Raw genomic sequence first — 23,895 nt, 5'->3', positions numbered from 1 at the left:
TACTCACGGGCGCAGCATCACCCGCGCGTACAGTCGGAGTAGATGTCGGAGAGAATGACACGCCATCCGTCCACCGTGGCCGACTGGAGCAACGACCGCCGCAAGGCGCGTCTGCACGCGACGCGGCTCGGTCACCACTGGCAGAAATTCGGTCGCACCCGGCGCTTCCTCACCGCGGTCGCGCTCGGGGCCGTTCCCCTGCTCCTGGCCGGCGGGCAGTACTGGGTGCACGACGTGCAACCCGAACGCCAGCGGCTCGCGCTGACCCAGCCCCAGATCTCCGAGGTGTACGACGCGCAGTCCCCCGCAGACCACGACACCGCGGTCGTCGACCTGGTCGGACTGGGCAACAAGGATGCCGCCGACACGGCCCGCACCCTGTCCGCATACGACGGCATCGGACGCGTGTGGGCGGTCAGGTACGACAACGGCGGCATCGACACCAAGGTCATCAGCGAACTCATCGCCACCCGCGCCGCCGAGGAGGGCATCGACAACATCGTCCTGTCCGGCCACAGCATGGGCGGCGTCGTCGCGTTGGAGGTCGCGCAGCACATCTACGAGGACACGGATGCCGCCCTTCTCGGTGTCGTGCTGGACTGCACGCCCGTCGACCTGCACGCCGTCCGCGCAGGCAGCCGCGACAGCGGTGAGGACATGCTGCGCTGGATCGGCTGGCTGCCCGGCGCCCGGGAAAGCAGGACGATGCGCCTGGTCGTGGAGACCGCGGCGCGGCAGAGCCGGTTCCTGGACACCGAGTCGGATTGGTACCCGCACATCGACGTCGCCGAGTTCCGGGACGTCCTCGACGAGGTCCTCACCGAGAAGGTGCTGTCGAACGACGTGGCGAGCAACGGGCTGATCGAATCGCAGTTCAAGACCATCGTCGCGTCCGGCGCCATCGACAACCTGAAGTCGCTGGCCGTGGAGACGGACGACAAACCGCGGCCCGGAATCGTCTTCGTGCGCCCCCGCGCAGGCTGGATGGATGGTGTGGTCGACGTCGACTACACGCAGAAGATTCTCGTCGAACAGTCCGGCGGCGTCGACGGGACACTGCTCGTCGCGAAACTCGACGGCACCGGCCACGCCAACCCGAACCAGCAGCCCGTCGCCTACAACAACGCGATCACCGACCGGATCCTGCCGTTCCTGCGCCCCGTGCAGCTCCGCCGCCCGTGAGTACTTGTTAACCGCCCGCGGTTAACAAGTACTCACGGGTGCGGCATCCCCGTGCCGTCCGGCCCCGGCGGCGAAGCGGGCGGCACCCTCGACCATTCCGTCGGCCAGCGAGATCGCGCCGTGCCGAAATTCGTTGAGCAGCGCCTGATCCTCGGTGAGTCCGCTCTGCTCGAGCAGCGACAACCGATCCTGCCGCATACAGACCTGGGGCAAGGCGGCGATCTCGGCGGCCAGCTGCTGGGCCGCGGCGAGGGCGCCGCCCGCCGCGACCTTCCGGTTGATCAGCCCGATGCTCAGGGCTTCGGCGGCGTCGACGGCCCGGCCGGTGAGGACGAGGTCCAGCGCGCGACTCTCCCCGATCAGCCGCGGCAGTCGGACGGTGCCGCCGTCGATGAGGGGTACGCCCCAGCGGCGGCAGAACACTCCGAGGACGGCGTCGTCACCGGCGACCCTCAGGTCGGCCCACAGCGCCAGTTCGAGTCCGCCGGCCACCGCGTGTCCGTCGATCGCGGCGATCACCGGTTTGGACAGCCGCAGCCGGGAGATGCCCATGGGTGCGTCGCCGTCGGGGGCCACCCGGTTTCCGTTGCCGGACGCGATGGCCTTGAGATCGGCTCCGGCACAGAATGTTCCGCCCTCGCCGTGCAGCACGGCGACGGACGCGTCCGCGTCCGCATCGAATGCGCGGAAGGCGGCGGTGAGCGCCTCGGCGGTGGGTCGGTCGACGGCGTTGCGCACCTCGGGCCGGTTCAGGCTGATCGTCGTGACCGGGCCGTCGGTGCGGACGAGTACCACGTCGGAAGTCATCGAGTGCACCTTTCCTCGCTGGTACGAGCGACGCTAGCACTCTTGACGGAAGAACGGAACCGGTGTTCACTCCTTGGGTATGGCCTATCGGCGCACGCCCGCAGTCCAGGAACGACTGGACGCTCTCCGCACCACGCTCATCGATTCCGCGATCGGGCTGATCGCCCGCCACGGCTACGGCGGTTGCTCGATCTCCGCTGTCGCGGCCGAGGCGGGCGTGGGGACCGGAACCGTCTACCGGCACTTCGCGAACAAGGGCGAACTGTTCGCCGAGGTCTTCCGGATCGTCTGCAGCCGGGAGGTGAGCGCCGCCGTCGAATCCGGCAACTGCGCCCGCACCGCGGAAGGAGACCGGGTAGCCGCGGTGACCGCATCGGTCCGCACGTTCGCCGAACGCGCCTTGCGCGCACCCACATTGGCGTACGCGCTGCTCGTCGAACCCGTCGACCCGCAGGTCGACACGGAACGCCTGCTGTTCCGCGAATCGTTCCGCGACGCCCTCGCCGTCGCGATCGCCGCCGCCGTCGAGACCGGGGAGATCCCGGAACAGGACGCCTCAATCACTGCCGCCTGCCTCGTCGGTGCCATCGGCGAAGCGCTCGTTCTGCCCCTCGCGCGCGGCGCCGCCGACGCCGCGATCATCCCCGCACTGCTCACCTTCACCCTTCGATCTCTCGGGAGCCCGACATGAGTGCCACACACGAGGTCTTCAACCAGGTGCCGCCGCTGACCGACTTCGACGCGGCCGACTACCCCCCGATCCTCGAAGCACTGCAACGCGAAGGCGCGCACGACGCGCTCGAGGAACTGCACGACGTCGGACGCCTCGCGGGCAGCGCGGACGCCCAGCGCTGGGGCGACCTCGCCGAGGCACACCCGCCCGTCCTCCGTACCCACGACCGCTACGGAAACCGCATCGACGAGGTCGACTACGACCCCGCCTACCACCTGCTGATGACCACCGCCGTCGAGATGGGCCTGCACGGCGCGCCGTGGGCCGACCCGAATCCGCACGCCCACCTGATCCGCGCCGCGAAGATGGCGGTGTGGGGCCAGGTGGACGCCGGCCACGGCTGCCCGATCTCCATGACGTACGCCGTCGTCCCCGCCCTGCGGCACAATCGCGAACTGGCAGAACAGTACGAACCCCTGCTCACCGCGCGGGTGTACGACCCGGCACTGCATCCGCCGCTGACGAAGGCCGGTCTGATCGCCGGGATGTCGATGACGGAGAAGCAGGGCGGCTCCGACGTCCGGGCGGGCACCACCCGCGCCGTGCCGCAGGCCGACGGAAGTTACCTGCTCACCGGGCACAAGTGGTTCACGTCGGCGCCGATGTCCGACGTGTTCCTCGTACTGGCCCAGGCACCGGGCGGGCTGTCGTGCTTCTTCCTGCCCCGGGTGCTGCCGGACGGCACCCGCAACCGGATGCACCTGCAGCGCCTCAAGGACAAACTCGGCAACCATTCCAACGCCAGCAGCGAGGTCGAGTACGACGAGGCGGTGGCCTGGCTGGTCGGCGAGGAAGGTCGCGGCGTTCCGACCATCATCGAGATGGTCAACATGACCCGCCTCGACTGCACCCTCGGCACCGCCACCGGCATGCGCGTCGGTACCGCTCAGGCCGCCCACCACGCCGTGCACCGCAGCGCGTTCGGCGCCCACCTGGTGGATCAGCCGCTGATGCGGAACGTGCTCGCCGACCTCGCCGTCGAGTCGGAGGCCTCCACCACCGTCGCCCTGTGGCTGGCCGCACTCACCGACCGGGCGACCGCGGGCGACGAGCACGCGAACACGCTGCGGCGGATCACGCTGGCGGTCAGCAAATATTTCGTGTGCAAGCGCGGGCCGATCCACGCCGCCGAGGCCCTGGAATGCCTGGGCGGCAACGGGTATGTGGAGGAGTCGCGGATGCCGCGGCTGTATCGGGCGGCTCCCCTGCTGTCCGTGTGGGAGGGCTCCGGCAACGTCGCCGCCCTCGACACCCTGCGCGCGATCGCGAAACAGCCAAAGACACTTCAGGTGTTCTTCGACGAACTCGATTCCACCGCCGGTGTGGACGCGCGACTCGACGCCGCGGTCACGAACCTGAAGGCCGAATTCGGCGACATCGACACGCTCCAGCACCGGGCCCGTCGCGTCGTCGGTGACATGGCGCTCGCTCTCCAGGGTTCGCTGCTGATCCGCCACGGCCACCCCGCGGTGGCCGACGCGTTCTGCGTCAGCAGGCTGTCGGGCGACTGGGGCACCGTGTTCGGCACACTGCCGACCGGCGTCGACACCGCCGCCATCATCGACCGCGCCACACCCAAGGTGGGGTCGTGACCGGCCACGACGACCACGCGGGCACCCGTTCGGCCGCGTGGCGCGACGGCTGGGACGAGGGCGGCGACTCCCTGTTCGCGGATCGTCGGCCGGGACACGAAGACGACACCTCGAGGTACCGGACCCTCACCTACGAGGTGACCGGGCGGATCGCCCGGATCACGTTCGACCGACCGGAACACGGCAACGCGATCACCGGCGACACGCCCTTCGACATCGCCGACGCCGTCGAACGCGCCGACCTCGACCCCCGCGTCCACGTCATCCTGGTGTCCGGACGCGGGAAGGGCTTCTGCGGCGGATACGACCTGAACGTCTTCGCCGAACACGGCGGCGCCCCCGGCGAGGCACCGGACCGCACGACGGGAACCGTCCTCGACCCGGTGGTCCAGGCGCGCAACCACAATCCGTTCGGCAACTGGGACCCGATGGCCGACTACGCGATGATGAGCCGGTTCAACCGCGGCTTCGCGAGCCTGCTCCACGCGAACAAGCCGACGGTCGCGAAGATCCACGGTTTCTGCGTCGCCGGCGGCACCGACATCGCGCTGTACTGCGACCAGATCATCGCCGCGGACGACACGAAGATCGGCTATCCCCCGACCCGGGTGTGGGGTGTGCCCGCCGCCGGCATGTGGGCGCACCGACTCGGCGACCAGCGGGCCAAACGGCTCCTGCTCACCGGTGACTGCATCACGGGCCGACAGGCAGCCGAATGGGGACTGGCGGTGGAATCCGCGCCCGTCGACGAACTCGACGAACGGACGGAGGACCTCGTCGGACGGATCGCACAGATGCCGATCAACCAGCTGATGATGGTCAAACTCGCCCTCAACAGCGCATTGCTCGCCCAGGGCGTCACCAACTCGGCCATGGTCAGCACCGTCTTCGACGGCGTCTCCAGGCACACCCGCGAAGGGTATGCGTTCCAACTGCGCTCGGCCACCACCGGATTCCGTGAGGCCGTCCGCGAACGCGACGAGCCGTTCGGCGACCACAAGCAGGCCCGGCCCGGATCCTGACCCTGATCCGCGCCACGACTACCGGTTGCCTCACGGTTCGGTGCGCGCGGACGCGGCCGCGGCCCGTGCCATGAGGAGGTTGCGTTCCCGCCGGGTGGGTGCGGTGGCCGCGGCGTCCTCGAGGGTCCGGGCCGCCTCCTCGTAGCGGCCGAGACGCTCGAGAACTTCGCCCCGCACGGCGCCGTACAGATGGAGACGGGCCAGCCGGGGATCGCCGCGCACCGCATCGAGGGCGGCCAGCGCAGCGTCCGGGCCGTCCGAATGCAGCAGCGCCACCGCGCGATTGAGCTCCACCACCGGCGACGGCGCCACCTGCGCCAGCGCGTCGTACAGGGCGACGATCGCCTCCCAGTCGGTGTCCTCGAAACGAGATGCCCGGGCATGACATCCGGCGATCGCGGCCTGCAACGAGTAGGGGCCGAGCGGGCGGCCCAGCGCGACAGCCCGCTCCAGCGCGGCAGTACCGTGCCTCAGCAGGATGCGGTCCCACCGCGACCGGTCCTGATCCTGCAACAGGATCGGCTCGCCGCCGGGACCCAGCCGAGCGGCGAACCGCGACGCCTGCAACTCGGTCAGCGCCACCAGCCCGTGCACCTCCGGCTCGTCCGGCAGCAGTCCGGCGAGGACACGGGCGAGCCGCATCGCCTCGGCGGCCAGATCCCGTCGTATCCAGTTCTCACCCGACGTGGCGGAATAGCCCTCGTTGAACACCAGATAGACCACCTCGAGGACCGCCGACAGTCGCGCCGGAAGGTCCTCGCGCGCCGGCACCTCGAACGGCACCTTCGCCTCCGACAACGTCCGCTTGGCCCTGCTGATCCGCTGCCCCATCGTCGCCGACGGCACCAGGAACGCCCGCGCGATCTCGTCCGTGCGGAGCCCGCCCACCAGCCGGAGAGTCAACGCCACCCGCGACTCCCGGGGAAGCACCGGATGACAGGCCACGAACACCAGCGCCAGTAGGTCGTCCTCCACACCCTCGACCGCGTCCGGTGCGGGCATCGCACTCGGCTGCTGCGCCGACGGGTCGACGGCGATCTGCGTGTACTTCGACTGCTGCGACCGCTCCCGGCGAATCCAATCGATCGCCTTGTGTTTGGCCGTCGCCGTCAGCCACGCACCCGGATTGTCCGGGACACCGTCCCGCGGCCACTGCTCCAACGCCAGCACGAACGCGTCCTGCGCGATCTCCTCGGCAGTGCCGACATCACGGACGAGACGGGTGAGGGACGCAATGAGCCGCGGCGACTCCATCCGCCACACCGCCTCGACCGTGCGCCGCGCGTCCATGTCAGCGGTCGGGGTGCTGCTCGCGGATCCGCGCCGCGAGCGCCTCTTCCCGCTCCCGCAACTCCGGCGTGAACTCGTCCCCGAAGTCGTCCGACTCGAAGATCGGCCGCACCTCGATCAGCTGACGCATACCGGTTCCGGGATCGGCGGGGCACTTCTTCACCCACTCGATCGCCTCCTCGAGGGACCGCACCTCCCAGATCCAGAAGCCCGCGACGATCTCCTTCGACTCCGTGAACGGGCCGTCGACCACCGACGTCGTACCGCCCTCGAACACCACCCGCGCCCCGGCGCTGGTCGGCTTCAGACCCTGCCCGTCGAGCATGATCCCGGCGTTCACCAAGTCCTCGTTGTACGCGCTCATCGCGGCGAGCATCGCCTCCGTCGGGGCGATCTTGTCTTCGTCGGCTCCGGCACCCTCGATCATCACCATGACCCGCATGATTTCCTCCTCGATTGCGGTCGGTCCCGGCCTCTGCCGTGGACTCACACGGTACGTCGAACGGCAGGCCCGGATTTCGACAATGCCGCTGCGCAGCCTGTGAGTACTTATTAACCGCGGGCGGTTAACAAGTACTCACGGGGGGATTGCAACACGATGCAACGCTTGTTGCCGACCGCGAAGAGGAGTGTGCTGTGAGTCACAACGACAACGAAGGAGAGGCTCATGACACAGACCGTCCAGCCGCCCACGGTGCAGACGTCCTCGACGCCTCAGGAGCGGGTCGACCTGTGGTTGGCGGATTTCGAAGGCGCACTCGCCGCGCGTGACATCGACCGCGCGGCAGGGATGTTCGCGGTCGACAGCTTCTGGCGGGATCTGGTGGCGTTCACCTGGAACCTCAAGACCGTCGAGGGGCGCGACGCGGTCGCCGCGATGCTGCACGCACGGCTGGAGGACACCGATCCGGCGAACTTCCGCACCACCGAGACCCCCGACGAGGCCGACGGCGTCACGTCCGCGTGGATCGAATTCGAGACGGCGACGGGCCGCGGCAAGGGACATCTGCGTCTGAAGGGCGACGAGGCCTGGACCTTCCTCACCACCATGCAGGAGTTGAAGGGCCACGAGGAACGCCGCGGACGGAACCGGGTCAAGGGCGCCGTCCACGGCTCCGGCGGCGACACCCTCAGCTGGTCGGAGAAGCGGGAGATCGAGGAGAAGGAACTCGGCTACACCCGCCAGCCGTACGTCCTCGTGATCGGTGGCGGTCAGGGCGGTATCGCCCTCGGTGCGCGCCTGCGTCAACTCGGGGTCCCGGCCATCGTCGTCGACAAGAACGAGCGGCCCGGTGACCAGTGGCGCAATCGGTACAAGTCGCTGTGCCTGCACGACCCGGTCTGGTACGACCACCTGCCCTACATGCCGTTCCCCGACAACTGGCCGGTGTTCGCGCCGAAGGACAAGATCGGCGACTGGCTGGAGATGTACACAAAGGTGATGGAGATTCCGTACTGGTCGTCCACCACCTGCACGTCCGCGGCGTTCGACGAAGACACGAAGGAGTGGACCGTCGTCCTCGACCGCGACGGCGAGGACGTGGTGTTGCACCCGAAGCAGTTGGTGCTCGCGACGGGCATGTCGGGCAAGCCGAACGTTCCCACGTTCCCGGGCCAGGACGTCTTCAAGGGCGAGCAGCACCATTCGAGCCGGCACCCGGGTCCGGACGCGTATGCGGGCAAGCGTGTGGTCGTCGTCGGGGCCAACAACTCCGCGCACGACATCTGCAAGGCGCTGTTCGAGACCGGTGCCGACGTGACGATGCTGCAGCGGTCGTCCACGCATATCGTGAAGTCCGATTCCCTGATGGATCTCGGCCTCGGCGACCTCTACTCGGAGCGCGCCCTCGCGGCAGGCATGACGACGGAGAAGGCGGATCTCACGTTCGCGTCGCTGCCGTACAAGATCATGCACGAATTCCAGATCCCGATTTATCAGAAGATCGCCGAACGAGACCGGGACTTCTACGATCGGCTCGAAAAGGCCGGGTTCAAGCTCGATTTCGGTGACGACGGGTCCGGTCTGTTCATGAAGTACCTGCGCCGCGGTTCGGGCTACTACATCGACGTCGGCGCGTCCGAGCTCGTCGCCGACGGCAGCATCCACCTCGTGTCCGGACAGGTCGATCGGCTGACCGAGGACGCGGTGGTACTCACCGACGGCACGGAACTGCCCGCCGACCTGGTCGTCTACGCGACGGGCTACGGCTCGATGAACGGCTGGGCGGCCGACCTCATGGGTCAGGACGTGGCCGACAAGGTCGGCAAGTGCTGGGGCCTCGGCTCCGACACCACCAAGGACCCCGGCCCCTGGGAGGGCGAGCAGCGGAACATGTGGAAGCCCACCCAGCAGGAAGCCCTGTGGTTCCACGGCGGCAATCTGCACCAGTCTCGGCACTACTCGCTGTACCTTGCCCTGCAGCTCAAGGCCCGGCACGAGGAGATCCCGACTCCGGTCTACGGGTTGCAGGAGGTCCATCACCTCAGCTGATCGGTCCCGGCACGGCAGCGGCGCCCCCATCATGTGGGGGCGCCGCTGCCGTGCTCCGGTTCACCCGGCCGAGATCGACGCGCCGACTGCGGCCGCCAGGGAATCGAACTGCGCACGGATGAGCGCCACGTAGTGCTCGGGGTCGTCCATCATGTTCGGATCAGCGAGCACCGAGATGGTCAGGGAGTTGCCGAGCGAATGGACCGCGTGCGTCAGACCCTGCCGCTCCGACAGTGCCGCGGCACCGTACGTCGACACCGCCTGCGCGTCCCGCAGCCACAGATCTTCGCCACCGCGTGCGACGTTGGTCGTCCCCACGTTGAAGTACGGAACGGACGAGGACGAGGACGGTAGCCGGGATGCGATCCAGCTGATCGGCCGCACGACGAAACCCGGAGTCACGTCGACCAGCGACTCGGAACGCAGCACCTCGGCGCGCTGCTTGCGGTGCCGCTCCGCGGCTGCGGAGGCGTGGATCGCCCGAAGACGCTCCACGGGGTCGGCGATGTCGGTATGGAGGTCGACCTGCAGGACCGTGAGCTGGTTCGCCGACTCCAGGTGTCCGAGCGACCGGATCGACATGGGAACTTTCGCTCCCAGCGACTGTTCCGGTTCTTCGCCGATCTCTTGCAGGTAGTCGCGAAGGGCGCCGGCCACCAGCGTCAACGCCAAGTCGTTGACGGTCACATCTCCGGCGGCGGCCCGGATCGCCCGGGCGTCGTCCAGCAGGAACGACGCGGCATCGAACGTCCGCTCCGGGCTCACGCTCCCGTTGAACCGGGTGGCCGGCCGCATCCGCGGCGGCACCCGCACGGCCCCGCTGTCGACCGCGGCCTTCACTTCCTTGCCGGCGGTCGAGACGTGCCGGATGCCTCGCACGAACGTCCGCAGCTGCCGTGAAAGGGTCGGAAGCGCCTGCATGACCGATCGCGGGCCGACAGGCTTCTGCAGCCCCGTCCCCGGTTGTCGCTCCACACGAGCGGAGAAGAGTCGCCGGGTCAAGTCCAGGGTGACCGCGCCGTCGCCTACCGAGTGGTGGAACTTCAGCAGCACTGCAGACACCTCCACGGCTCTGTCGATGTCAGTCAACCCGGTGACGACCCTCATCTGCCAGGGCGGACGCTGCAGATCCAGCCCGCTGCCGACGAACTCCGAGGCGATGCGACGGAACTCGCCCCACCCTCCGCCGCGCGCATCGAGGACCTCGAGATGGTTGTCGATGTCGAAGTCGTGGTCCGGGACCCAGCTCGGGTGGTCGAGGTCGAGAGGAACCCGTTGCAGCCGGCGTGTGAACACGTCGACCGCCTGCACTCGTTCCGCCACGAATGACCTGACCTCGGCCGACGTCATCGCACCTCGTGGATCCGTCGACGTGTCGAAGATGTACATCGCGATGCTGAGCAACGGGGTGTTCGCCTGCTCCAGATACACCCATGCGGCGTCGCGTGGATACAGCTTCACTTCTTCGGCTCCTTCTGGTTGGACGACGATCGATCGACTCGGGGCCGGGCGCCCGACGAGCGCTAGCACAAGAGCCACCGAGAGTGCGAGTGCCTCGCGACGACATTTGCCGATCCGCGAGCGAGCAATGATTGAACAAGCGACCAGTGTCCGAGGCAGACCACCGATTGCCCAGGGTCGCGAAACTCGTGGGTGACACCGGCAGACAGCCACGCGAACAGGACGGGACGTACTCGTAAATTACTCGCCGGTAACACCATTCGAACTGGCGAGCGCCCGCCCCCACCGCGCACTCGGGGTCGGACCAACGCCGCGAATTTCGTTACCACCTCCGCCTCGCACATCGCTGTTCGAGTCCGCCGAGCACCCCCTGCGCACTGTAACAAACTAGAAAGTATGTGAAGATCCTCAGGGAAATCACAGCTTCCTACCCCTACACACCAAAGGACCGAGCGCGATGACGCAGCCCTCCACCCCCGGGCAGCAGTCAGCCCCCCGGCCGACCGCACACCCCACCGCGCCGATGCTGACCGTGGTCATACCGGCCTACAACGAGGAGACGACCATCGGTCGAGCGCTCGACGCGCTCGTCGCGCAGGCCGACCAGATCGACGAGATCATCGTCGTCGACAACAACTGCACCGACGACACCGTCGCCGTGGCCCAGGCCCACAAAGCCGCAGGCAAGATCCGCATCATCACCGAGGAACTACCCGGCCTGATCCCCGCCCGCAACGCGGGCATTGCGGCGGCGAAGACACCGATCGTCGCGCGCATCGACGCCGATACCATCGTGCAGCCCGGTTGGGCGCAGGCGATTCGCGAATTCTTCGCGACCGCCGACGCGGAGTTCGGGGCCGCGCTCGGTCCGTTCGAGCAATATGACATGCCCCTGCAGGGAGTCCAGCGATTCATGGTTCGCGTGGCATCAGACACGAAGAAGGACGCCGGCATCCAAGAAGCTCGCGGCGTCTACGGCGCGAACATGGCGGTGCGCAAGACCGCATGGGAAACCATCCTGCCCGCACTACACGAGGGCCGCGGTATCTGGGAAGATTCCGACATCTCGCTTTCGCTCCATGGTGCGGGGATCAAGATCGCGATGCTGCCCGACATGAAGGTGCAGGTGTCCGGTCGGCGGATGCTGTCGTCTCGCAAGTCGTACTTCGAGTACACCGCATCGCTTCCCCGCACGCTGCGCGCCCACGGGCTGACGAAGCAGGCGCGCGTCTCGTGGATCGGCGTGTGGCTGGTTCGGACGATGTATTTCATCTTCTGGATCCCCACCCGCAGTTTCGACCCTGTTACCCGCAAATACAGTGTGCGACGCATCTTCTCGGATCACGAAGACCGGATCATTCCGTGATCCGGACAGGACGGAGCGCCCTCACTCGTCGCGAGTGAGGGCGCTCGGGCAATCCTTGGTATCGCTCACCTCGCTTCGAGGACCCCGCTCATCTGCTTGACGGTCTTGGCCGCCAGCACCTCGAATGCCAGGCGCGCCACGGGGTCGGCGAATCGCGCCAGGCCGGTGAACTGGAGCCGGGCGCGGTAGGTGATCGACGTCGAGTTGTCGTCCACTTTCTCGAAGGCCAGGTCGTCCGACGTGGCGGCGCTCTTGTTGCGGCCCTCGAACACGACGTGATCGGGGTCGTCGCGGGTCATGCGGTACGTGAGTTCGGTGGTCCGCCCGAAGAACGAGGACACGTTGTGCCATTCCGTGCCCACCGCCACTGGGCCGGGGGTGGTCTGCTCGCACCGTTCGGTCCCGGGATCCCAGGCGGCGGTGTTCGCGAAGTCCCGCAGGTACGCGACGACCTTCTCGAGCGGTGCGGCGACGGTGAACGTTCGACGGACCTCGGCCACTCCGGCCTCCTATGCGCAGTCGCGGCAGATCAGCTGTCCGCCCTCTTCGGACGCGAGGCGCGACCGATGATGGACCAGGAAACAACTGCTGCAAGTGAATTCGTCTGCCCGCTTCGGAATGACGCGGACCGTGAGTTCCTCACCGGACAGGTCGGCACCGGGCAGTTCGAAGGACTCCGCCGTGTCGGTCTCCTCGACGTCGACGACGGACGACTGCGAGTCGTTCCTCCGTGTCTTCAGTTCTTCGAGCGAGTCCGCGGCGAGTTCGTCGTCGACGGTAACCCGTGGTGCGTCGTAGTCGGTTGCCATGACTTCCTCCCTTTGGCTCATGTTCCCCGTGTCGTGAAATTCTTCACTTGCGGGGCACGGTTGCTAGACAACGCATCGATCCCGCATTTTGTTCCCGGACGACCGCAACCCGCCCGGTGATTGCGGGATGCCCGTTCCGGGTACGCCTCAATCACCCGATATTCACGCGATCGGAAGGTGGTCAGTTGATGGCGAGTGCCCACGACGAGCCCGGCAATCCCCTGCCGAATCCGGAGCCTGTACCGCCGGACCCGGGTCCTCCGCCTGTGCCGCCGACGCCGACGCCGCCCCACCCGTTTCCGCCCGAGCCCGGCCCGGAACCCGCACCGCCCGAGCCCGGACCTCAACCGGGGCCGCCTGGACCGCCGCAGCCACCCACGCCACCGATTCCCGACCCGACACCCCCGTTTCCGCCGCAGATGCACAACCCGGACCCTCTCGCATAGGTTAGCCTTATCTACGGGAAAGGTGGTGTATGCGTACACTCGACTGCCCTGGGCCCAGGACGCGCTCGACGGGACGCACCCCGAAGCCTTCAACCCCGGTCGCGCGGGCCGACCGCGCGGTGTTCGTCGAAGACCCGACCATCTCCGGCGCCCGCAGCTGGGGCACCGTCCTCAGCCTCCCCTACGCAGTCGACGCGATCGTGCCGCAACTGGCGGACGCCGCCGGCAGACCCGCCTGACGCGCACTCACTCCGACTGATCTTCGAGCCGGGTGAGCGCGACCAGGGTCCGGACCCCGTGAACCAGGGCGCGCTCGTCGAGATCGAACCCCGGCTGGTGCAGTTCCTGACGCGGTCCGGTTCCGTCCCACACCCCGAGCCGCGCCATCGCACCCGGAACCCGCTCGAGGTACCACGCGAAATCCTCGCCTCCGCTGGACTGCTGGGCCTCGTCCAGATGATCGAATCCCACCACCGATTCGATCGCTTCCCGCAGGTCCGCGGTGCAGTCGGGATCGTTGACGACTGGCGGGACGCCCTGCAGGTAGGACAGCTCGTACCGCACGTCGTACGGGGCGAGCAGGTGACAGATCGTCTCCGTGACCAGCGGTTCAAGCGAGGCCCACGTCTCGCGGGAGGCGCTGCGCAGCGTGCCCACCAGCTCGCCCGACTCGGGTACCGAATTCGCGACCTGCCCGGCGGCCACCTTGCCCCAGGTCAGGACGGTCGCGGTGCGGGCGTCGACGCGGCGGTCGAGGACGGACGCGAGTCCCGTCACCAGGACGGCGGCGGTGTGGATCAGATCGCCGGTCAGGTGCGGTCGAGCGGTGTGCCCGCCCGCCGACCACAACCGCACGGTGACGGAATCGTTGGACGACGTGATCGGTCCCGTCCGGGTCGAGAGTTTGCCGACCTCGAGGTGCGGGTCGCAGTGCAGCGCATAGATTTTCGAGACCCCGTCGAGTGCGCCTGCGGCGATGGTGTCGACGGAACCGCCGGGTGTGGTCTCCTCCGCGGGCTGGAAGATCAGCCGGACCGGGGACGGCGGCGGGTATTTCACGAGCACGGACGCCGCCCCCATCAGCATCGTCGTGTGGGCGTCGTGGCCGCACGCGTGCGACACCCCGGGGACCGTCGACTCGAACGGCAAGCCGGTCGCCTCTGCTACCGGCAGCGCGTCGAGGTCGGCCCGCAGCGCGATTCGACCGCCCGTCCCGGGCCCGAGGTCGCACCACAGGCCGGTTCCGCCGGGCAACGGGACGGGTTCGAGGCCGAGACCGACGAGGTGGTCCCGCACCACCCTCGTGGTGCGCCGTTCCTCGAACGACAGTTCCGGATGCGCGTGCAGGTCGCGGCGCCACTCGATCAGCTTCTTCGCGTCGAGTTCCGTCGACTCCGTCCACGTCATGTCGGCGGTGTCGCTGCGATCCCAGAACCGGGCGCTCCAATACCGTCGGGTCCGGCCTGCGGCGGTCGATGTCGGGCCGGACGCTATCGGCGTCCTCGGTGCCTCAACCTCGGGGAGGTGCTCGGTGCGGCCCGCCGTCTCCGCGAGCAGCAGATCGACCACATCCGTGAGCCGGCCGCGGCGACCGAGCGCGTGCCGTTGCCGGGCGGCGGAACTCCCGTGGGCCGTCGCCTCGGCGGCCAGCTTCGCCACACTGTCCCAGTCGCCCGACTCCTCGAGTTGAGGGCGCAGCGAGTTCACGAAATCGTCGACGAGTTCCGACGCCGGTCGCGACCGCGGAACCGTCATGTCGACGAGGTCCGTCTCCAGTCCCGACCGGGCGGCCCGCCACAGCGCCGCACGGGTCAGGGTCGGCACGACGTCGATCCCCTTCGCCCCGGCATGCAGCCCCGCGACCTCCCGCTCCACGAGCGCGCGGAACAGCGCAGCGATGAGCAGGACCGTGTCCAGACGCGGGCAGCTGTCGCACACCCGCAGTTCGAGAGTCGGCAGTTTCACCGACGGCCGGACGTCGAAGTAGGCCATGCCGGGATCGCTGATCACACCGCTCGCGACGAGGTCGTCGATCAGGGCGTCGTACTCGGCGGCCGTGGCGACGGGCGCGGCCGGTCCCGTGCTCGGCCAGCGCAGCCACAGCAGCGTCCTCGCGCTGGCGTAGCCGGTGTCCGCACCGTCGGACCGGAACGGCGAACTCGCGCTCAGTGCCAGCAGCACGGGCATGTACGGGGCCACCCGGTGAGCGACCTGCACCGCGTCGTCACGGTCGGGCAGGTCGACGTGAAACTGTGTGCCGCAGATCAACTGCTCCCGGGCGAGCACCTGGTAGTCGGCGAGCATGCGGCGGTACCGCTGCGACCCGGTCACGTGCATCTCGGCGGGCAGGGCCAACGGCATCGAGCCCGCCGCCGCCACGCCGATGCCGATGCCTTCCGCCGCGGCGATGAGCAGCGCCCGGTGCCGCTCCAGGTCGTCGCGCAACTCGCCGAGGTCGGCGTACGCGCCACTGTTCACCTCGACGACGCACTGCTGCAGTTCGTCGACGTACGCGTCGTCGGGAAGTCGTGCCAGCAACTCCGGCGCGCGGGTGGTCAGGCGCCGGGTCTTCAGGTCGATGAGGTGGAATTCCTCCTCGACACCCACTTTGCGTGGGCTGCTGGCGAGCACGATGGGTCTCTATCGCTCCGTGGCACCCTCGGTGTCGTCGAAGAACGCCCAGGTGCCATCCTCGTCGACCTCCATCCGCCAGCCGAGTTCGGAATTGTCTGCGCGGGCGTCGACGAACCACGCGTGCGCATCGTCGGCGCTCGGGATCTCCTTCGTCTCGACGACGCTGCCCTGCGGATCGATCACTCGGTATTTCGCCATGGTCGACGGGTTCCCCGCACGGCGGGGTCTGAACCATCCGAACCGGCTACCCCGTGCCGTCACCCATCACGGCGCCCTCCCGTCGCGGGTCCGCTTCCGCCGACCCACCCCGAATCCTGGCGCTGCAGCGCACTGAGCCCACTGGACTGCGGGGCGACCGACACCTGATGTCCCATCGCCCGGAGTTGCGCGATCAACGGGTCGCCGGCACCGTCGTCGACCGCATCGATGTTCGGATGCTCGCCGCCGACACCGGTGACCGGGGTGTTCGCCGCCCCGAAGTCGACCGCCGACACGGCCTGCTGCGGATTCAGACCCCAATCCAGCATCCCCACGAGCGTTTTCACGACGAACTGGATGATCACCGAACCGCCCGGGGAACCCGTCACGTACTGGACGTCTCCGCGCGAACCATCGCTGCCGCGGTCGAAGACGAGCGTCGGCGCCATCGAACTCCGCGGACGCTTACCCGGTTCGACCCGGTTCGCGACCGGCGCCCCGTCCGGTCCGACCGGCTGAGCGGAGAAGTCGGTGAGCTGATTGTTGAGCACGAAGCCGTCCGTCATGTGGAACGACCCGAACGCCGATTCCACCGTCGTCGTCATCGACGCCACGTTGCCGTACTTGTCGGCGATCGAGATGTGGCTGGTGCCGTGTTCCCTGTCCTGCGGTTGCACACCCAGCGGAACGGGACCGAAGTTGCCGGGTTGCGCGGTACCCATGCTCTTGCCCGGGTCGATGAGGGCGGCCCGCTGCTTCAGGTAGTCCTCGTTCAGCAACGTGTCGACGGAATTGCCGGGCAGCGGAACGAAATCCGAGTCCGCGACGTACTTGTCCCGATCCGCGTACGCGAGACGCTCCGCCTCCGAGATGAGATGCACGGCCTCCGCCGTCGGCTTTCCGCCGTTGTCGTCGAGGTTCGTCGGACCGTACTGCGACAGGTCGAAGTTCGACAGGATGCCCAGCGTCGCCGCGACCGCCGTGCCACCGGACGAGGGGTTCGGCATGCCGCAGATCTCGTGGTCCCGGTACGGCGTGCACAGCGGGGTCCGCTTCTTCGCCTGGTAGTTCGCGAGGTCGTCGAGGGTCATCTGGCCGGGGGTGCGACCGCCCGTTGCCGTGGCCGTCGCATCGACGATGCCCTGGGCGATGGCGCCGGTGTAGAAGGCGTCGGCGCCGCCCGCCGCGATCGCCCCGAGGGTCTTGGCCATGGCGGGGTTCGTCAGCTTGGTCCCGGCCGGCTTCGGGCTGCCGTCCGGATTGAGGAAGTACGCCTTCGACGCTTCGTCGACGGCCAGGTCGGGCGCGGACTCGGCGATCTGCCCAGCCATCCGGGGGCTGATCTCGAGACCCTGGTCGGCGAGTGCGATCGCCGGGTCGAACAGGTCCCGCCACTGGTCCCGTCCGTGCTCGCGATGCGCCATCTCGAGCATCCGCACCACGCCGGGAACTCCGATCGACCGTCCACTCGCGCGCGCGTCGGGCTTGGGCTCGGTGCGGTCGGTGTCGCTGATCCAGCGCAGGTAGTTCTCCGTCGCCGCCATCGGCGCGACCTCACGCCCGTCGTAGGCCTCGACACTGTTCTGCCCGGCGTCGTAGTACAGCAGGAACGCCCCGCCACCGATCCCGGAGGACTGCGGTTCGACGAGACCGAGCACCGTCTGGGCCACGATCAGCGCGTCCGCGGCCGTTCCCCCGTCCCGCAGCACCTCGCACGCGGCCTGCGTCGACACCGGGTTGGCGGTGGACACCGCGTACGACGCCGTCTCGACGGGCGTCATCCCGGAGCGGTACACCGTCGCGATCTCGGGGTTGGTCGCCAGATTCTGGGTGGCCGGCGCCGGACCGGGCGGCGGCGCCGCGGTGATCGGGGTGCCGTTGGGGACGTCCGCGCACGTGGCCGCGGGGTCGCTCTGCGGCTCCTCGTCCGACGCGCACGCGGCCAGCATGCCGACGCACAGGGCGGCGGCCAACGAGGCCCGAATTGCTGTTCCGATTCCCGTCACAGGACCCATCGATGAACCCTAACAGCGGGGATCCTGCGAAAACCGGCTAAAGCCGAGGTCCGAAGTTCCGGGTGAGGATTCGGTAGCCCAGCTCGTGGAGGTGGTGGTGCTCGGGCCAGCGGGTGCGGGTCCAGACCGGATCGGTGTGGGCGGCGATGATCGCGGCCGTCGTGGACGCGTGCAGATCGAACTCCAGGTCGCGGCCGAGTTCGGCGACGGCAACCGGGTCGCGGGCATCGCCGATCCGACCGATCGTGGTGGCGACCTGTTCGTCCGCGTCCCGCAGGATCCGGCGGTACGAACCCGGAAGCACCGCCCACAGCACCGCAATCGCCACCGCCACGCCGAGCACGGTTTCGAGAAGCCGGTCCCGGGTGACCACCATGAGGTCGACGTGGGTCCCTAGGCCACCGAGCACGAGAGCGAGCGGGGTGATGAACATCATCGCCAGCCCGTAGTTGCGAACGAGGAACGCCTCGATCCCCGCCATCAGGACCGCCACGACGAGCACCAGCGCGGCCGGGGACAGGTCGAGCGACGCCAGCGCCGCGAAGAGAACGAGACCGAGCACCGTTCCCACGAACCGGTGCAGCCCGCGATACGTTCCGAGCACCCGGTCCGGGCCCTGATGCAGGATCATCGCCGCGGTGATCACCGCCCAGTCGGGCCGTCCCACACCCAGCCCCAGCGCCAGGAGACCCGCCGCCGGGCACGCGACCAGCAGTCGCGCGACGATGGTCCAGGACCGCCCCCGCAGATGGGCCGCCCGCGTGAGCCGGTAGCGGATGGACGGCCTCGCCAGCGGCACCTGCGGCCGGAGGTCGTCGATCGTCGAGGCGTGATCGGATTCGCGGCCGGTCACGGCGGCCGCGAAACGCAGATGCGCCGACCGCAACGAGCGGGTCAGCGGGTGGTCACGGCCGCCGAGGGCAGCGTCGTGCAGGCATTGCCACGCGGCGTGCAGCGACCGCACCGCGTCCCGGCGGGCCGTCGGCGACCCCGTGCCGGAGAGCGCGGCGTCGACGGCGGCGACCGCGGTCCCGACGGCGGCGCGCTCGGGGGTGCGCGGACGCGCCACCGCACCCGCCATCGACACGATCAACGCCGACGCCGCCCCCAACGCCGACCAGGCCAGCACCTCCGTCACGGCGACACCGAGCGCGGGCAGCGCGGACGAGATCTCGACGGTGAGCAGGGGAAGGAAGGCACCCGGCGCCCCGAGCCGTAGTCCGTCGACGACGAAAGCGCAGACGGCGACGACGACCGTCATCGCCAGGACCAGCGCCATCCACCACAGCGCGGAGCCGCCCGCCGCCGTCGCGTCGTGCACGAAAGCGCCGACCGCGGCGCCCACACCGGCCAGCACCACCATCACCGCCGCGGCGATCGACACCACCCGCCAGCGCACCCGGTAGGCCCGGCCCTCGCCGTAGACGACGGCGAATGCACCCACCGTCGCGGTCGCGGCGACCGCCGGATGTCCGAGCGCGACTCCGGCGAGTGCGGGCAACGCGACGGCCACCCCGGCCCGCACCACACCCGGCCACCGGCGCCCCTGCCGCGGCACCCCCAGAAGCAACGATCGTGCCGGGGCCGGCGCAGGGATCGGCACACCGTGGTCCCGCGACCCGGTCCCTCGATCCTGCGCACCTACCGACACGAGCACACAGAATACGAGGGGGCGGGTCACTCCAGACAGTCGTTGAGGTGCATCTCACGTCCCAGGTGAGTGGCAACGAGTGCTCCCGGACGCTTTGCCACTCACCTGGGGTTGGTGCCGACGACGACGGTGGCGCCCGTCTCGTCCGAACTTTCGACCCAGGTCGTCAACCCCGCATCGGCGAATGCGCCGGCGGTGTGCGGCGCCTGCTTCTCGCTGGTCTCGATGAGGAGATGCCCTCCGGGCGCGAGCCGACTCCGCGCCCCGGCGGTGACCCGGCGCTGGATGTCGAGGCCGTCCGCGCCGCCGTCGAGCGAGACCCGCGGTTCGTGGAGCCGCGCCTCCGGCGGCATCAATCGGATAGCCTCGGTCGGAACGTACGGGGCGTTGGCCACCAGGATGTCGACGCGTCCCGTCAACGAGGTCGGCAACGGCGCGTACAGATCGCCCTCGAAGACCCGGCCGGGATCCGGAACGTTGCGCCGTGCGCACCGGACCGCGGCGGGGTCGATGTCCACCGCATACAACTCGATCCGATCGAGCGCGTCGGCCAGCGCGGCCCCGACCGCCCCCGAACCGCAGCACAGGTCGACCACGACAGCGTTCGGCGGCGCGAGGGCGGCGGCCTGCTCGACGAGGAACGCGGTGCGGCGGCGGGGCACGAACACCCGCGGATCCACCGCGATCCGCAGCCCGCAGAACTCCGCCCAGCCGAGGACGTGCTCGAGTGGCACGCCGGCGACGCGACGGTCCAGCATCGACGAGAGTTCGTCCGACGTCCGGGCGGCCGAGACGATCAACCGCGCCTCGTCCTCGGCGAACACACAACCGGCGGCGCGCAGCCTCGTGACGAGGACGAATTCGAGGGACGGTGACAGAGACACTGACATGGGAGAGCCTTTCGGAATGCCGATGGGCGCTCTCCCGGTCACCTTATGTCGGTAAGACCGCGCGGTCGCGGGGTGAGAGCACCCGACCTGAACGAACGGACACGGGTCTCACCTCCTCGATTCGGATCCTGCTCGGACTGGCCACACTACCTGCACCCACCGCCGACGGGCAGCGGAATTACCGGGTCACCCCGGGTTGCTCGCCGCCGGGACCCGCGGCGTCGCGGACGATACGATCGTCGCCGTCACAGGCCTCGAAAGGAATCACACGCCCCATGCGCCGCACCCTTGCTCTGACCGCCCTCACCGTCTGCTCCGCGGCGATCCTCACCGCGTGCGGTGGCGACACCGACACCGCAGCATCCGAGACGACGTCCGCTTCCGCCTCCGTGGCGGCGCGGACCACCGCTGCGACGGCCCCCGGAAGCCGCGTGTTCGCCGTAGCCGACGACCCGCAGACCGCCGCCGACTACCTGACCTACCTGCGAGCGAACGGCCAGACCGTCACCGACGACGACCTGGCGGTGCATCAGGCCGGCGAGATCTGCACCGCGCTCGACGCGGGCAAGCCCCTCGACCAGGTGCGTGAGGAGTGGGTGCCGATGCTCACCAACGACGGCGTCTACCCGTACATCATCGGCGCGATCACCCGGTACTGCCCCGATCACGAGAACGTCCTCAACTAGTTAGGCGCTTCGCGCCCGTGCGCCTTTCTGGTTGCTGCAGCTACCAAAAAGGCGCACGGGGAATTTATTTCCCCTTCGGGTGTTACACACCATGAAGTAGTTGAAGAATCAATTACCTGAGTACGAGGAGACACCCCATGCCTGCCGTGACGGTCGACAACATCCTTGCCCTGCCGCGTATCGACGCACCTGCTCCCGGCGCCGTCGACCGCCCGATCCGGTCGCTCACCACCGCCCCGGTCGGATACGAGGGCGAAGGCTTCCCGGTGCGCCGCGCGTTCGCCGGCATCGACCTGTCCGCCCTCGACCCGTTCATCCACATGGACCAGATGGGTGAGGTCGACTACGCCCCCGGCGAACCCAAGGGCACGCCGTGGCATCCGCACCGCGGCTTCGAGACCGTCACCTACATGATCGACGGGATCATGGAGCACCAGGATTCCAACGGCGGCGGCGGGACCATCGGCGGCGGCGACACGCAGTGGATGACCGCGGGTGGCGGCATCCTGCACATCGAGACCCCGCCCGAGCATCTGGTGATGAGCGGCGGCCTGTTCCACGGCGTCCAACTGTGGGTCAACCTGCCGCGCGACAACAAGATGGCCGCACCCCGGTACCAGGACATCACGGGGCAGAAGGTGGCCCTGCTGTCGTCGGCGGACGGCGGCGCACTCGTTCGTGTGATCGCCGGTGAGGTCGACGGCCACCACGGTCCCGGATCCACGTACACGCCGATCAGCCTCGTCCATGCGACAGTCGCGCCGGGTGCGAGCCTGACACTGCCATGGAACCCCGAATTCAACGCCCTTGCTTACGTTCTCGCGGGCGAGGGGCTCGTGGGTTCGGAGCGCAGGCCGATCCGGATGGGGCAGACCGCGGTCTACGGGCGCGGCGACACCCTGACGATCGCCGCGGCCGACACCCAGGATTCGCGGACCGAGTCGTTCGAGGTATTCGTCCTCGGCGGCAAGCCGATCCGGGAGCCCGTCGCGATGGCCGGACCGTTCGTCATGAACACCCGGGCCGAGGTGATGCAGGCGTTCGAGGACTTCCAGGCCGGACGGCTGGGTTCCGTTCCCGCGGCGCACGAAACGCTGAGCTGACGCCAGGTGAGTGGCAATGCGTCCCGGAGCACACATTGCCACTCACGTACGGAAGTGGATCCTCGCGTCGATGCGGCGGATTCGCAAGTCGTCCGGGGGGATCCGGAATGTCTCGACCACCCGGACCGTCACGAGGGTGCGGCCGAACAGTCCGGCATCGAGGAGGTAGTCGGCGGTGACGTCGTCGCCGTCGACCGACCACACGCAGTCGCGGATCGCCCGGATCAGCCGGTACTGGGGGCCGCCGGACAGGCTTCGGCGCAGGTGATTTCCGGAGAACGCCGTCTTCAGGCCCACCTCGTACCGGACCGCCCGCGGTTCGATGGGCACCGCGTTTCCGTCGTGGCTGAGCAACGCGTCCAGGTAGGCCCGGGCGACATCGACCTGTGTGTTCATGTCAGTAGTCGAACATCTCGGCCGACGCGAGCACCAGGGTTTCCGCGTCGTCGCAGCTGGGCGCGGACGCCGCCACGGACGCCGTGAGCCGATTGCTCCGTTTGTCCCGTTCACTGGCCGGGCTCGACGGCAGGTTGGTGTCGAATACGGCACCCGGATAGAAGTAGTAGTGGCACGAGAGCGCGTCCCGGAAGAACGTGAACGACTTACCGTCGAGTTCGACCGTCTCGGGACCGCCGGTGCGCGGCGGTTCCGGCGACAGCGCCAGTTGCACGGACGCGTCGGCGCCGCCGCGGAGGGTCAGCAGACATTCGTAGGGGCGGCTGCCCGGCGCGAACGCCTCGACTCCACGCTCGGACATCTTCTCGACCACGCGGCACGGATCCTGCTGCGCGAGAGGGAGATCCGTGGCTGTTCGGGCCGGGGAACGCAGCCTGTCCGTCACCGAGCCGAGCACCGTGCGCGCCTCCGCGCAGTCGTCGCCGGCAGCGGAATCACCCGTGCCGCCTGCCCCGTCGAGATACGACACGTGGCCCCAGCGCCCTCCGACGCCGTCCTGCGGTCCCGGCACCGGGGGCAGCGAGAAGTAGAGGGTGCACGTGCCCGGGAGCGCGCCGGCCGCGGGCCGCACCTCGATGCCGGCCGTCGCCGTACCGGCTCCGGTGCGCTCGGTGGGTTCGCGTTCGCCCACCGACACCTCGACCCAGACGGGGTTGGCGGGAGTGCCGCGCGGAGGCACCAACTCGGCGTGGCACGTCGACAGGTCGCCGACGAGCCCGAACGCGGTGACCTGTCCGAACGACCCCACCAGATCCTCGTCGAGCAGCCCGCACGGCGCGATGTCGCGAGCCGCGGCGGCGACGGCCAGTTCCGCCCGGGTGTGTTCGCTGACCGGCCGTCCGTAGATCGGCTCGCCGACTCCGACGACGCCCGGCGACCCCTCGACCGCACCGGAACACGACACCAGGAGAACCACAAAAAGGGCGGCCACCAGCGGAGATACCACCGTCGCGCTGCGGCCCACCGCTCTCTCCTCACTCGGACTTCGAACCCCGGCACGCGAACGACGATGCCCGGAGTACAGTGCTGAGTATGCAGCGCGCACTCCTCCTTGGTTGCCGCG

The 23,895-nt window shown here is 68.8% G+C and carries 21 protein-coding genes and 1 pseudogene; 9 read left to right on the top strand and 13 right to left on the bottom strand.

Annotation, left to right across the window (positions count from 1 at the left end; genetic code table 11):
• The first annotated feature begins 54 nt into the window (after window positions 1-54).
• On the top strand, window positions 55-1,182 hold the full coding sequence (locus tag ACFTWF_RS08605; protein WP_378460813.1) for an alpha/beta fold hydrolase: 1,128 nt from the start codon (window positions 55-57) through the stop codon (window positions 1,180-1,182).
• 21 nt (window positions 1,183-1,203) lie between these two features.
• On the opposite strand, the gene ACFTWF_RS08600 is transcribed toward ACFTWF_RS08605, so the two are convergent.
• Complete coding sequence (locus ACFTWF_RS08600) at window positions 1,204-1,989, bottom strand: crotonase/enoyl-CoA hydratase family protein (protein ID WP_378460812.1); 786 nt, start codon at window positions 1,987-1,989, stop codon at window positions 1,204-1,206.
• A 79-nt stretch (window positions 1,990-2,068) separates the two neighbouring features.
• Here ACFTWF_RS08600 and ACFTWF_RS08595 point away from each other — a divergent pair, with 79 nt between their 5' ends.
• Genes ACFTWF_RS08595 through ACFTWF_RS08585 form a run of 3 tightly spaced genes read left to right on the top strand, consistent with a single transcriptional unit; the run spans window position 2,069 to window position 5,336 of the window.
• Window positions 2,069-2,680 (top strand): TetR/AcrR family transcriptional regulator, encoded by a 612-nt coding sequence (locus ACFTWF_RS08595; protein WP_378460906.1) that lies wholly within the window; start codon window positions 2,069-2,071, stop codon window positions 2,678-2,680.
• Window positions 2,677-4,314: an acyl-CoA dehydrogenase family protein gene (locus ACFTWF_RS08590; RefSeq protein WP_378460811.1), complete on the top strand. Its 1,638-nt coding sequence runs from the start codon at window positions 2,677-2,679 to the stop codon at window positions 4,312-4,314. Before ACFTWF_RS08595 ends, ACFTWF_RS08590 begins: the two co-directional genes overlap by 4 nt.
• The gene (locus ACFTWF_RS08585) at window positions 4,311-5,336 is read left to right on the top strand and encodes a crotonase/enoyl-CoA hydratase family protein (protein WP_378460810.1); all 1,026 of its coding nucleotides are present in this window, start codon (window positions 4,311-4,313) and stop codon (window positions 5,334-5,336) included. The genes ACFTWF_RS08590 and ACFTWF_RS08585 overlap by 4 nt, the downstream gene beginning before the upstream one ends.
• Window positions 5,337-5,366: 30 nt before the next feature.
• On the opposite strand, the gene ACFTWF_RS08580 is transcribed toward ACFTWF_RS08585, so the two are convergent.
• Both ACFTWF_RS08580 and ACFTWF_RS08575 read right to left on the bottom strand, forming a co-directional pair.
• Window positions 5,367-6,626: an RNA polymerase sigma factor gene (locus ACFTWF_RS08580; RefSeq protein WP_378460809.1), complete on the bottom strand. Its 1,260-nt coding sequence runs from the start codon at window positions 6,624-6,626 to the stop codon at window positions 5,367-5,369.
• Between the two features lies 1 nt (window position 6,627).
• Window positions 6,628-7,068, bottom strand: coding sequence for a YciI family protein (locus ACFTWF_RS08575; protein ID WP_087557209.1), 441 nt, complete (start codon window positions 7,066-7,068; stop codon window positions 6,628-6,630).
• 225 nt (window positions 7,069-7,293) lie between these two features.
• Here ACFTWF_RS08575 and ACFTWF_RS08570 point away from each other — a divergent pair, with 225 nt between their 5' ends.
• On the top strand, window positions 7,294-9,117 hold the full coding sequence (locus tag ACFTWF_RS08570; RefSeq protein WP_378460808.1) for an NAD(P)-binding domain-containing protein: 1,824 nt from the start codon (window positions 7,294-7,296) through the stop codon (window positions 9,115-9,117).
• 60 nt (window positions 9,118-9,177) lie between these two features.
• Here the strand turns inward: ACFTWF_RS08570 and ACFTWF_RS08565 are convergent, their stop codons facing one another.
• Window positions 9,178-10,578: a wax ester/triacylglycerol synthase family O-acyltransferase gene (locus ACFTWF_RS08565; protein WP_378460807.1), complete on the bottom strand. Its 1,401-nt coding sequence runs from the start codon at window positions 10,576-10,578 to the stop codon at window positions 9,178-9,180.
• 457 nt (window positions 10,579-11,035) lie between these two features.
• Here ACFTWF_RS08565 and ACFTWF_RS08560 point away from each other — a divergent pair, with 457 nt between their 5' ends.
• Window positions 11,036-11,944, top strand: a complete 909-nt coding sequence (locus tag ACFTWF_RS08560) for a glycosyltransferase (RefSeq protein WP_378460806.1) — start codon at window positions 11,036-11,038, stop codon at window positions 11,942-11,944.
• 65 nt (window positions 11,945-12,009) lie between these two features.
• Here ACFTWF_RS08560 and ACFTWF_RS08555 read toward each other — a convergent pair whose 3' ends face one another.
• A complete protein-coding gene (locus ACFTWF_RS08555) occupies window positions 12,010-12,444 on the bottom strand; it encodes an SRPBCC family protein (RefSeq protein ID WP_378460805.1) in 435 nt (144 codons plus the stop codon).
• Between the two features lie 9 nt (window positions 12,445-12,453).
• Window positions 12,454-12,753, bottom strand: coding sequence for a DUF4193 domain-containing protein (locus ACFTWF_RS08550; RefSeq protein ID WP_073359047.1), 300 nt, complete (start codon window positions 12,751-12,753; stop codon window positions 12,454-12,456).
• Window positions 12,754-13,228: 475 nt separating this feature from the next.
• Between ACFTWF_RS08550 and ACFTWF_RS08545 the strand changes: the two genes are divergently transcribed.
• Window positions 13,229-13,438 (top strand): hypothetical protein, encoded by a 210-nt coding sequence (locus ACFTWF_RS08545; RefSeq protein ID WP_378460804.1) that lies wholly within the window; start codon window positions 13,229-13,231, stop codon window positions 13,436-13,438.
• Between the two features lie 7 nt (window positions 13,439-13,445).
• Here the strand turns inward: ACFTWF_RS08545 and ACFTWF_RS08540 are convergent, their stop codons facing one another.
• From ACFTWF_RS08540 to ACFTWF_RS08520, 5 genes and pseudogenes are all read right to left on the bottom strand, one after another.
• Window positions 13,446-15,830, bottom strand: coding sequence for a glutamate--cysteine ligase (locus ACFTWF_RS08540; RefSeq protein ID WP_378460803.1), 2,385 nt, complete (start codon window positions 15,828-15,830; stop codon window positions 13,446-13,448).
• Between the two features lie 9 nt (window positions 15,831-15,839).
• A complete protein-coding gene (locus ACFTWF_RS08535) occupies window positions 15,840-16,031 on the bottom strand; it encodes a hypothetical protein (RefSeq protein ID WP_378460802.1) in 192 nt (63 codons plus the stop codon).
• Window positions 16,032-16,077: 46 nt separating this feature from the next.
• Window positions 16,078-18,046: pseudogene (gene ggt / locus ACFTWF_RS08530) on the bottom strand (gamma-glutamyltransferase).
• A gap of 37 nt (window positions 18,047-18,083) precedes the next feature.
• Complete coding sequence (locus ACFTWF_RS08525) at window positions 18,084-19,649, bottom strand: FUSC family protein (RefSeq protein WP_378460801.1); 1,566 nt, start codon at window positions 19,647-19,649, stop codon at window positions 18,084-18,086.
• A gap of 149 nt (window positions 19,650-19,798) precedes the next feature.
• Window positions 19,799-20,587, bottom strand: coding sequence for a putative protein N(5)-glutamine methyltransferase (locus ACFTWF_RS08520; RefSeq protein ID WP_378460800.1), 789 nt, complete (start codon window positions 20,585-20,587; stop codon window positions 19,799-19,801).
• A gap of 275 nt (window positions 20,588-20,862) precedes the next feature.
• Here ACFTWF_RS08520 and ACFTWF_RS08515 point away from each other — a divergent pair, with 275 nt between their 5' ends.
• Together ACFTWF_RS08515 and ACFTWF_RS08510 are read left to right on the top strand one after the other, a co-directional pair.
• Window positions 20,863-21,273, top strand: a complete 411-nt coding sequence (locus ACFTWF_RS08515; RefSeq protein WP_378460799.1) for a DUF732 domain-containing protein — start codon at window positions 20,863-20,865, stop codon at window positions 21,271-21,273.
• A gap of 137 nt (window positions 21,274-21,410) precedes the next feature.
• On the top strand, window positions 21,411-22,376 hold the full coding sequence (locus ACFTWF_RS08510; protein WP_378460798.1) for a pirin family protein: 966 nt from the start codon (window positions 21,411-21,413) through the stop codon (window positions 22,374-22,376).
• 42 nt (window positions 22,377-22,418) lie between these two features.
• Here the strand turns inward: ACFTWF_RS08510 and ACFTWF_RS08505 are convergent, their stop codons facing one another.
• Both ACFTWF_RS08505 and ACFTWF_RS08500 read right to left on the bottom strand, forming a co-directional pair.
• Window positions 22,419-22,772 (bottom strand): hypothetical protein, encoded by a 354-nt coding sequence (locus tag ACFTWF_RS08505; RefSeq protein WP_378460797.1) that lies wholly within the window; start codon window positions 22,770-22,772, stop codon window positions 22,419-22,421.
• A gap of 1 nt (window position 22,773) precedes the next feature.
• Window positions 22,774-23,796, bottom strand: coding sequence for a hypothetical protein (locus ACFTWF_RS08500; protein ID WP_378460796.1), 1,023 nt, complete (start codon window positions 23,794-23,796; stop codon window positions 22,774-22,776).
• Between the last annotated feature and the right edge of the window lie 99 nt (window positions 23,797-23,895).

Origin of the sequence: Rhodococcus sp. NPDC056960 (genome assembly GCF_042674125.1) — a bacterium.
Lineage (GTDB): Bacteria > Actinomycetota > Actinomycetes > Mycobacteriales > Mycobacteriaceae > Rhodococcus_F.
This window is presented reverse-complemented; position numbering and strand designations above follow the sequence as displayed.

Excerpts from the sequence above, each read along its gene's own strand:
- ACFTWF_RS08570 (WP_378460808.1), top strand. The coding sequence starts at position 7,294 with ATGACACAGACCGTCCAGCCGCCCACGGTGCAGACGTCCTCGACGCCT.
- ACFTWF_RS08545 (WP_378460804.1), top strand. The coding sequence starts at position 13,229 with ATGCGTACACTCGACTGCCCTGGGCCCAGGACGCGCTCGACGGGACGC.
- ACFTWF_RS08600 (WP_378460812.1), bottom strand. The coding sequence starts at position 1,989 with ATGACTTCCGACGTGGTACTCGTCCGCACCGACGGCCCGGTCACGACG.
- ACFTWF_RS08550 (WP_073359047.1), bottom strand. The coding sequence starts at position 12,753 with ATGGCAACCGACTACGACGCACCACGGGTTACCGTCGACGACGAACTC.
- ACFTWF_RS08560 (WP_378460806.1), top strand. The coding sequence starts at position 11,036 with ATGACGCAGCCCTCCACCCCCGGGCAGCAGTCAGCCCCCCGGCCGACC.
- ACFTWF_RS08595 (WP_378460906.1), top strand. The coding sequence starts at position 2,069 with ATGGCCTATCGGCGCACGCCCGCAGTCCAGGAACGACTGGACGCTCTC.
- ACFTWF_RS08535 (WP_378460802.1), bottom strand. The coding sequence starts at position 16,031 with ATGGCGAAATACCGAGTGATCGATCCGCAGGGCAGCGTCGTCGAGACG.
- ACFTWF_RS08505 (WP_378460797.1), bottom strand. The coding sequence starts at position 22,772 with ATGAACACACAGGTCGATGTCGCCCGGGCCTACCTGGACGCGTTGCTC.
- ACFTWF_RS08605 (WP_378460813.1), top strand. The coding sequence starts at position 55 with ATGACACGCCATCCGTCCACCGTGGCCGACTGGAGCAACGACCGCCGC.
- ACFTWF_RS08590 (WP_378460811.1), top strand. The coding sequence starts at position 2,677 with ATGAGTGCCACACACGAGGTCTTCAACCAGGTGCCGCCGCTGACCGAC.
- ACFTWF_RS08575 (WP_087557209.1), bottom strand. The coding sequence starts at position 7,068 with ATGCGGGTCATGGTGATGATCGAGGGTGCCGGAGCCGACGAAGACAAG.
- ACFTWF_RS08580 (WP_378460809.1), bottom strand. The coding sequence starts at position 6,626 with ATGGACGCGCGGCGCACGGTCGAGGCGGTGTGGCGGATGGAGTCGCCG.
- ACFTWF_RS08510 (WP_378460798.1), top strand. The coding sequence starts at position 21,411 with ATGCCTGCCGTGACGGTCGACAACATCCTTGCCCTGCCGCGTATCGAC.
- ACFTWF_RS08520 (WP_378460800.1), bottom strand. The coding sequence starts at position 20,587 with ATGTCAGTGTCTCTGTCACCGTCCCTCGAATTCGTCCTCGTCACGAGG.
- ACFTWF_RS08515 (WP_378460799.1), top strand. The coding sequence starts at position 20,863 with ATGCGCCGCACCCTTGCTCTGACCGCCCTCACCGTCTGCTCCGCGGCG.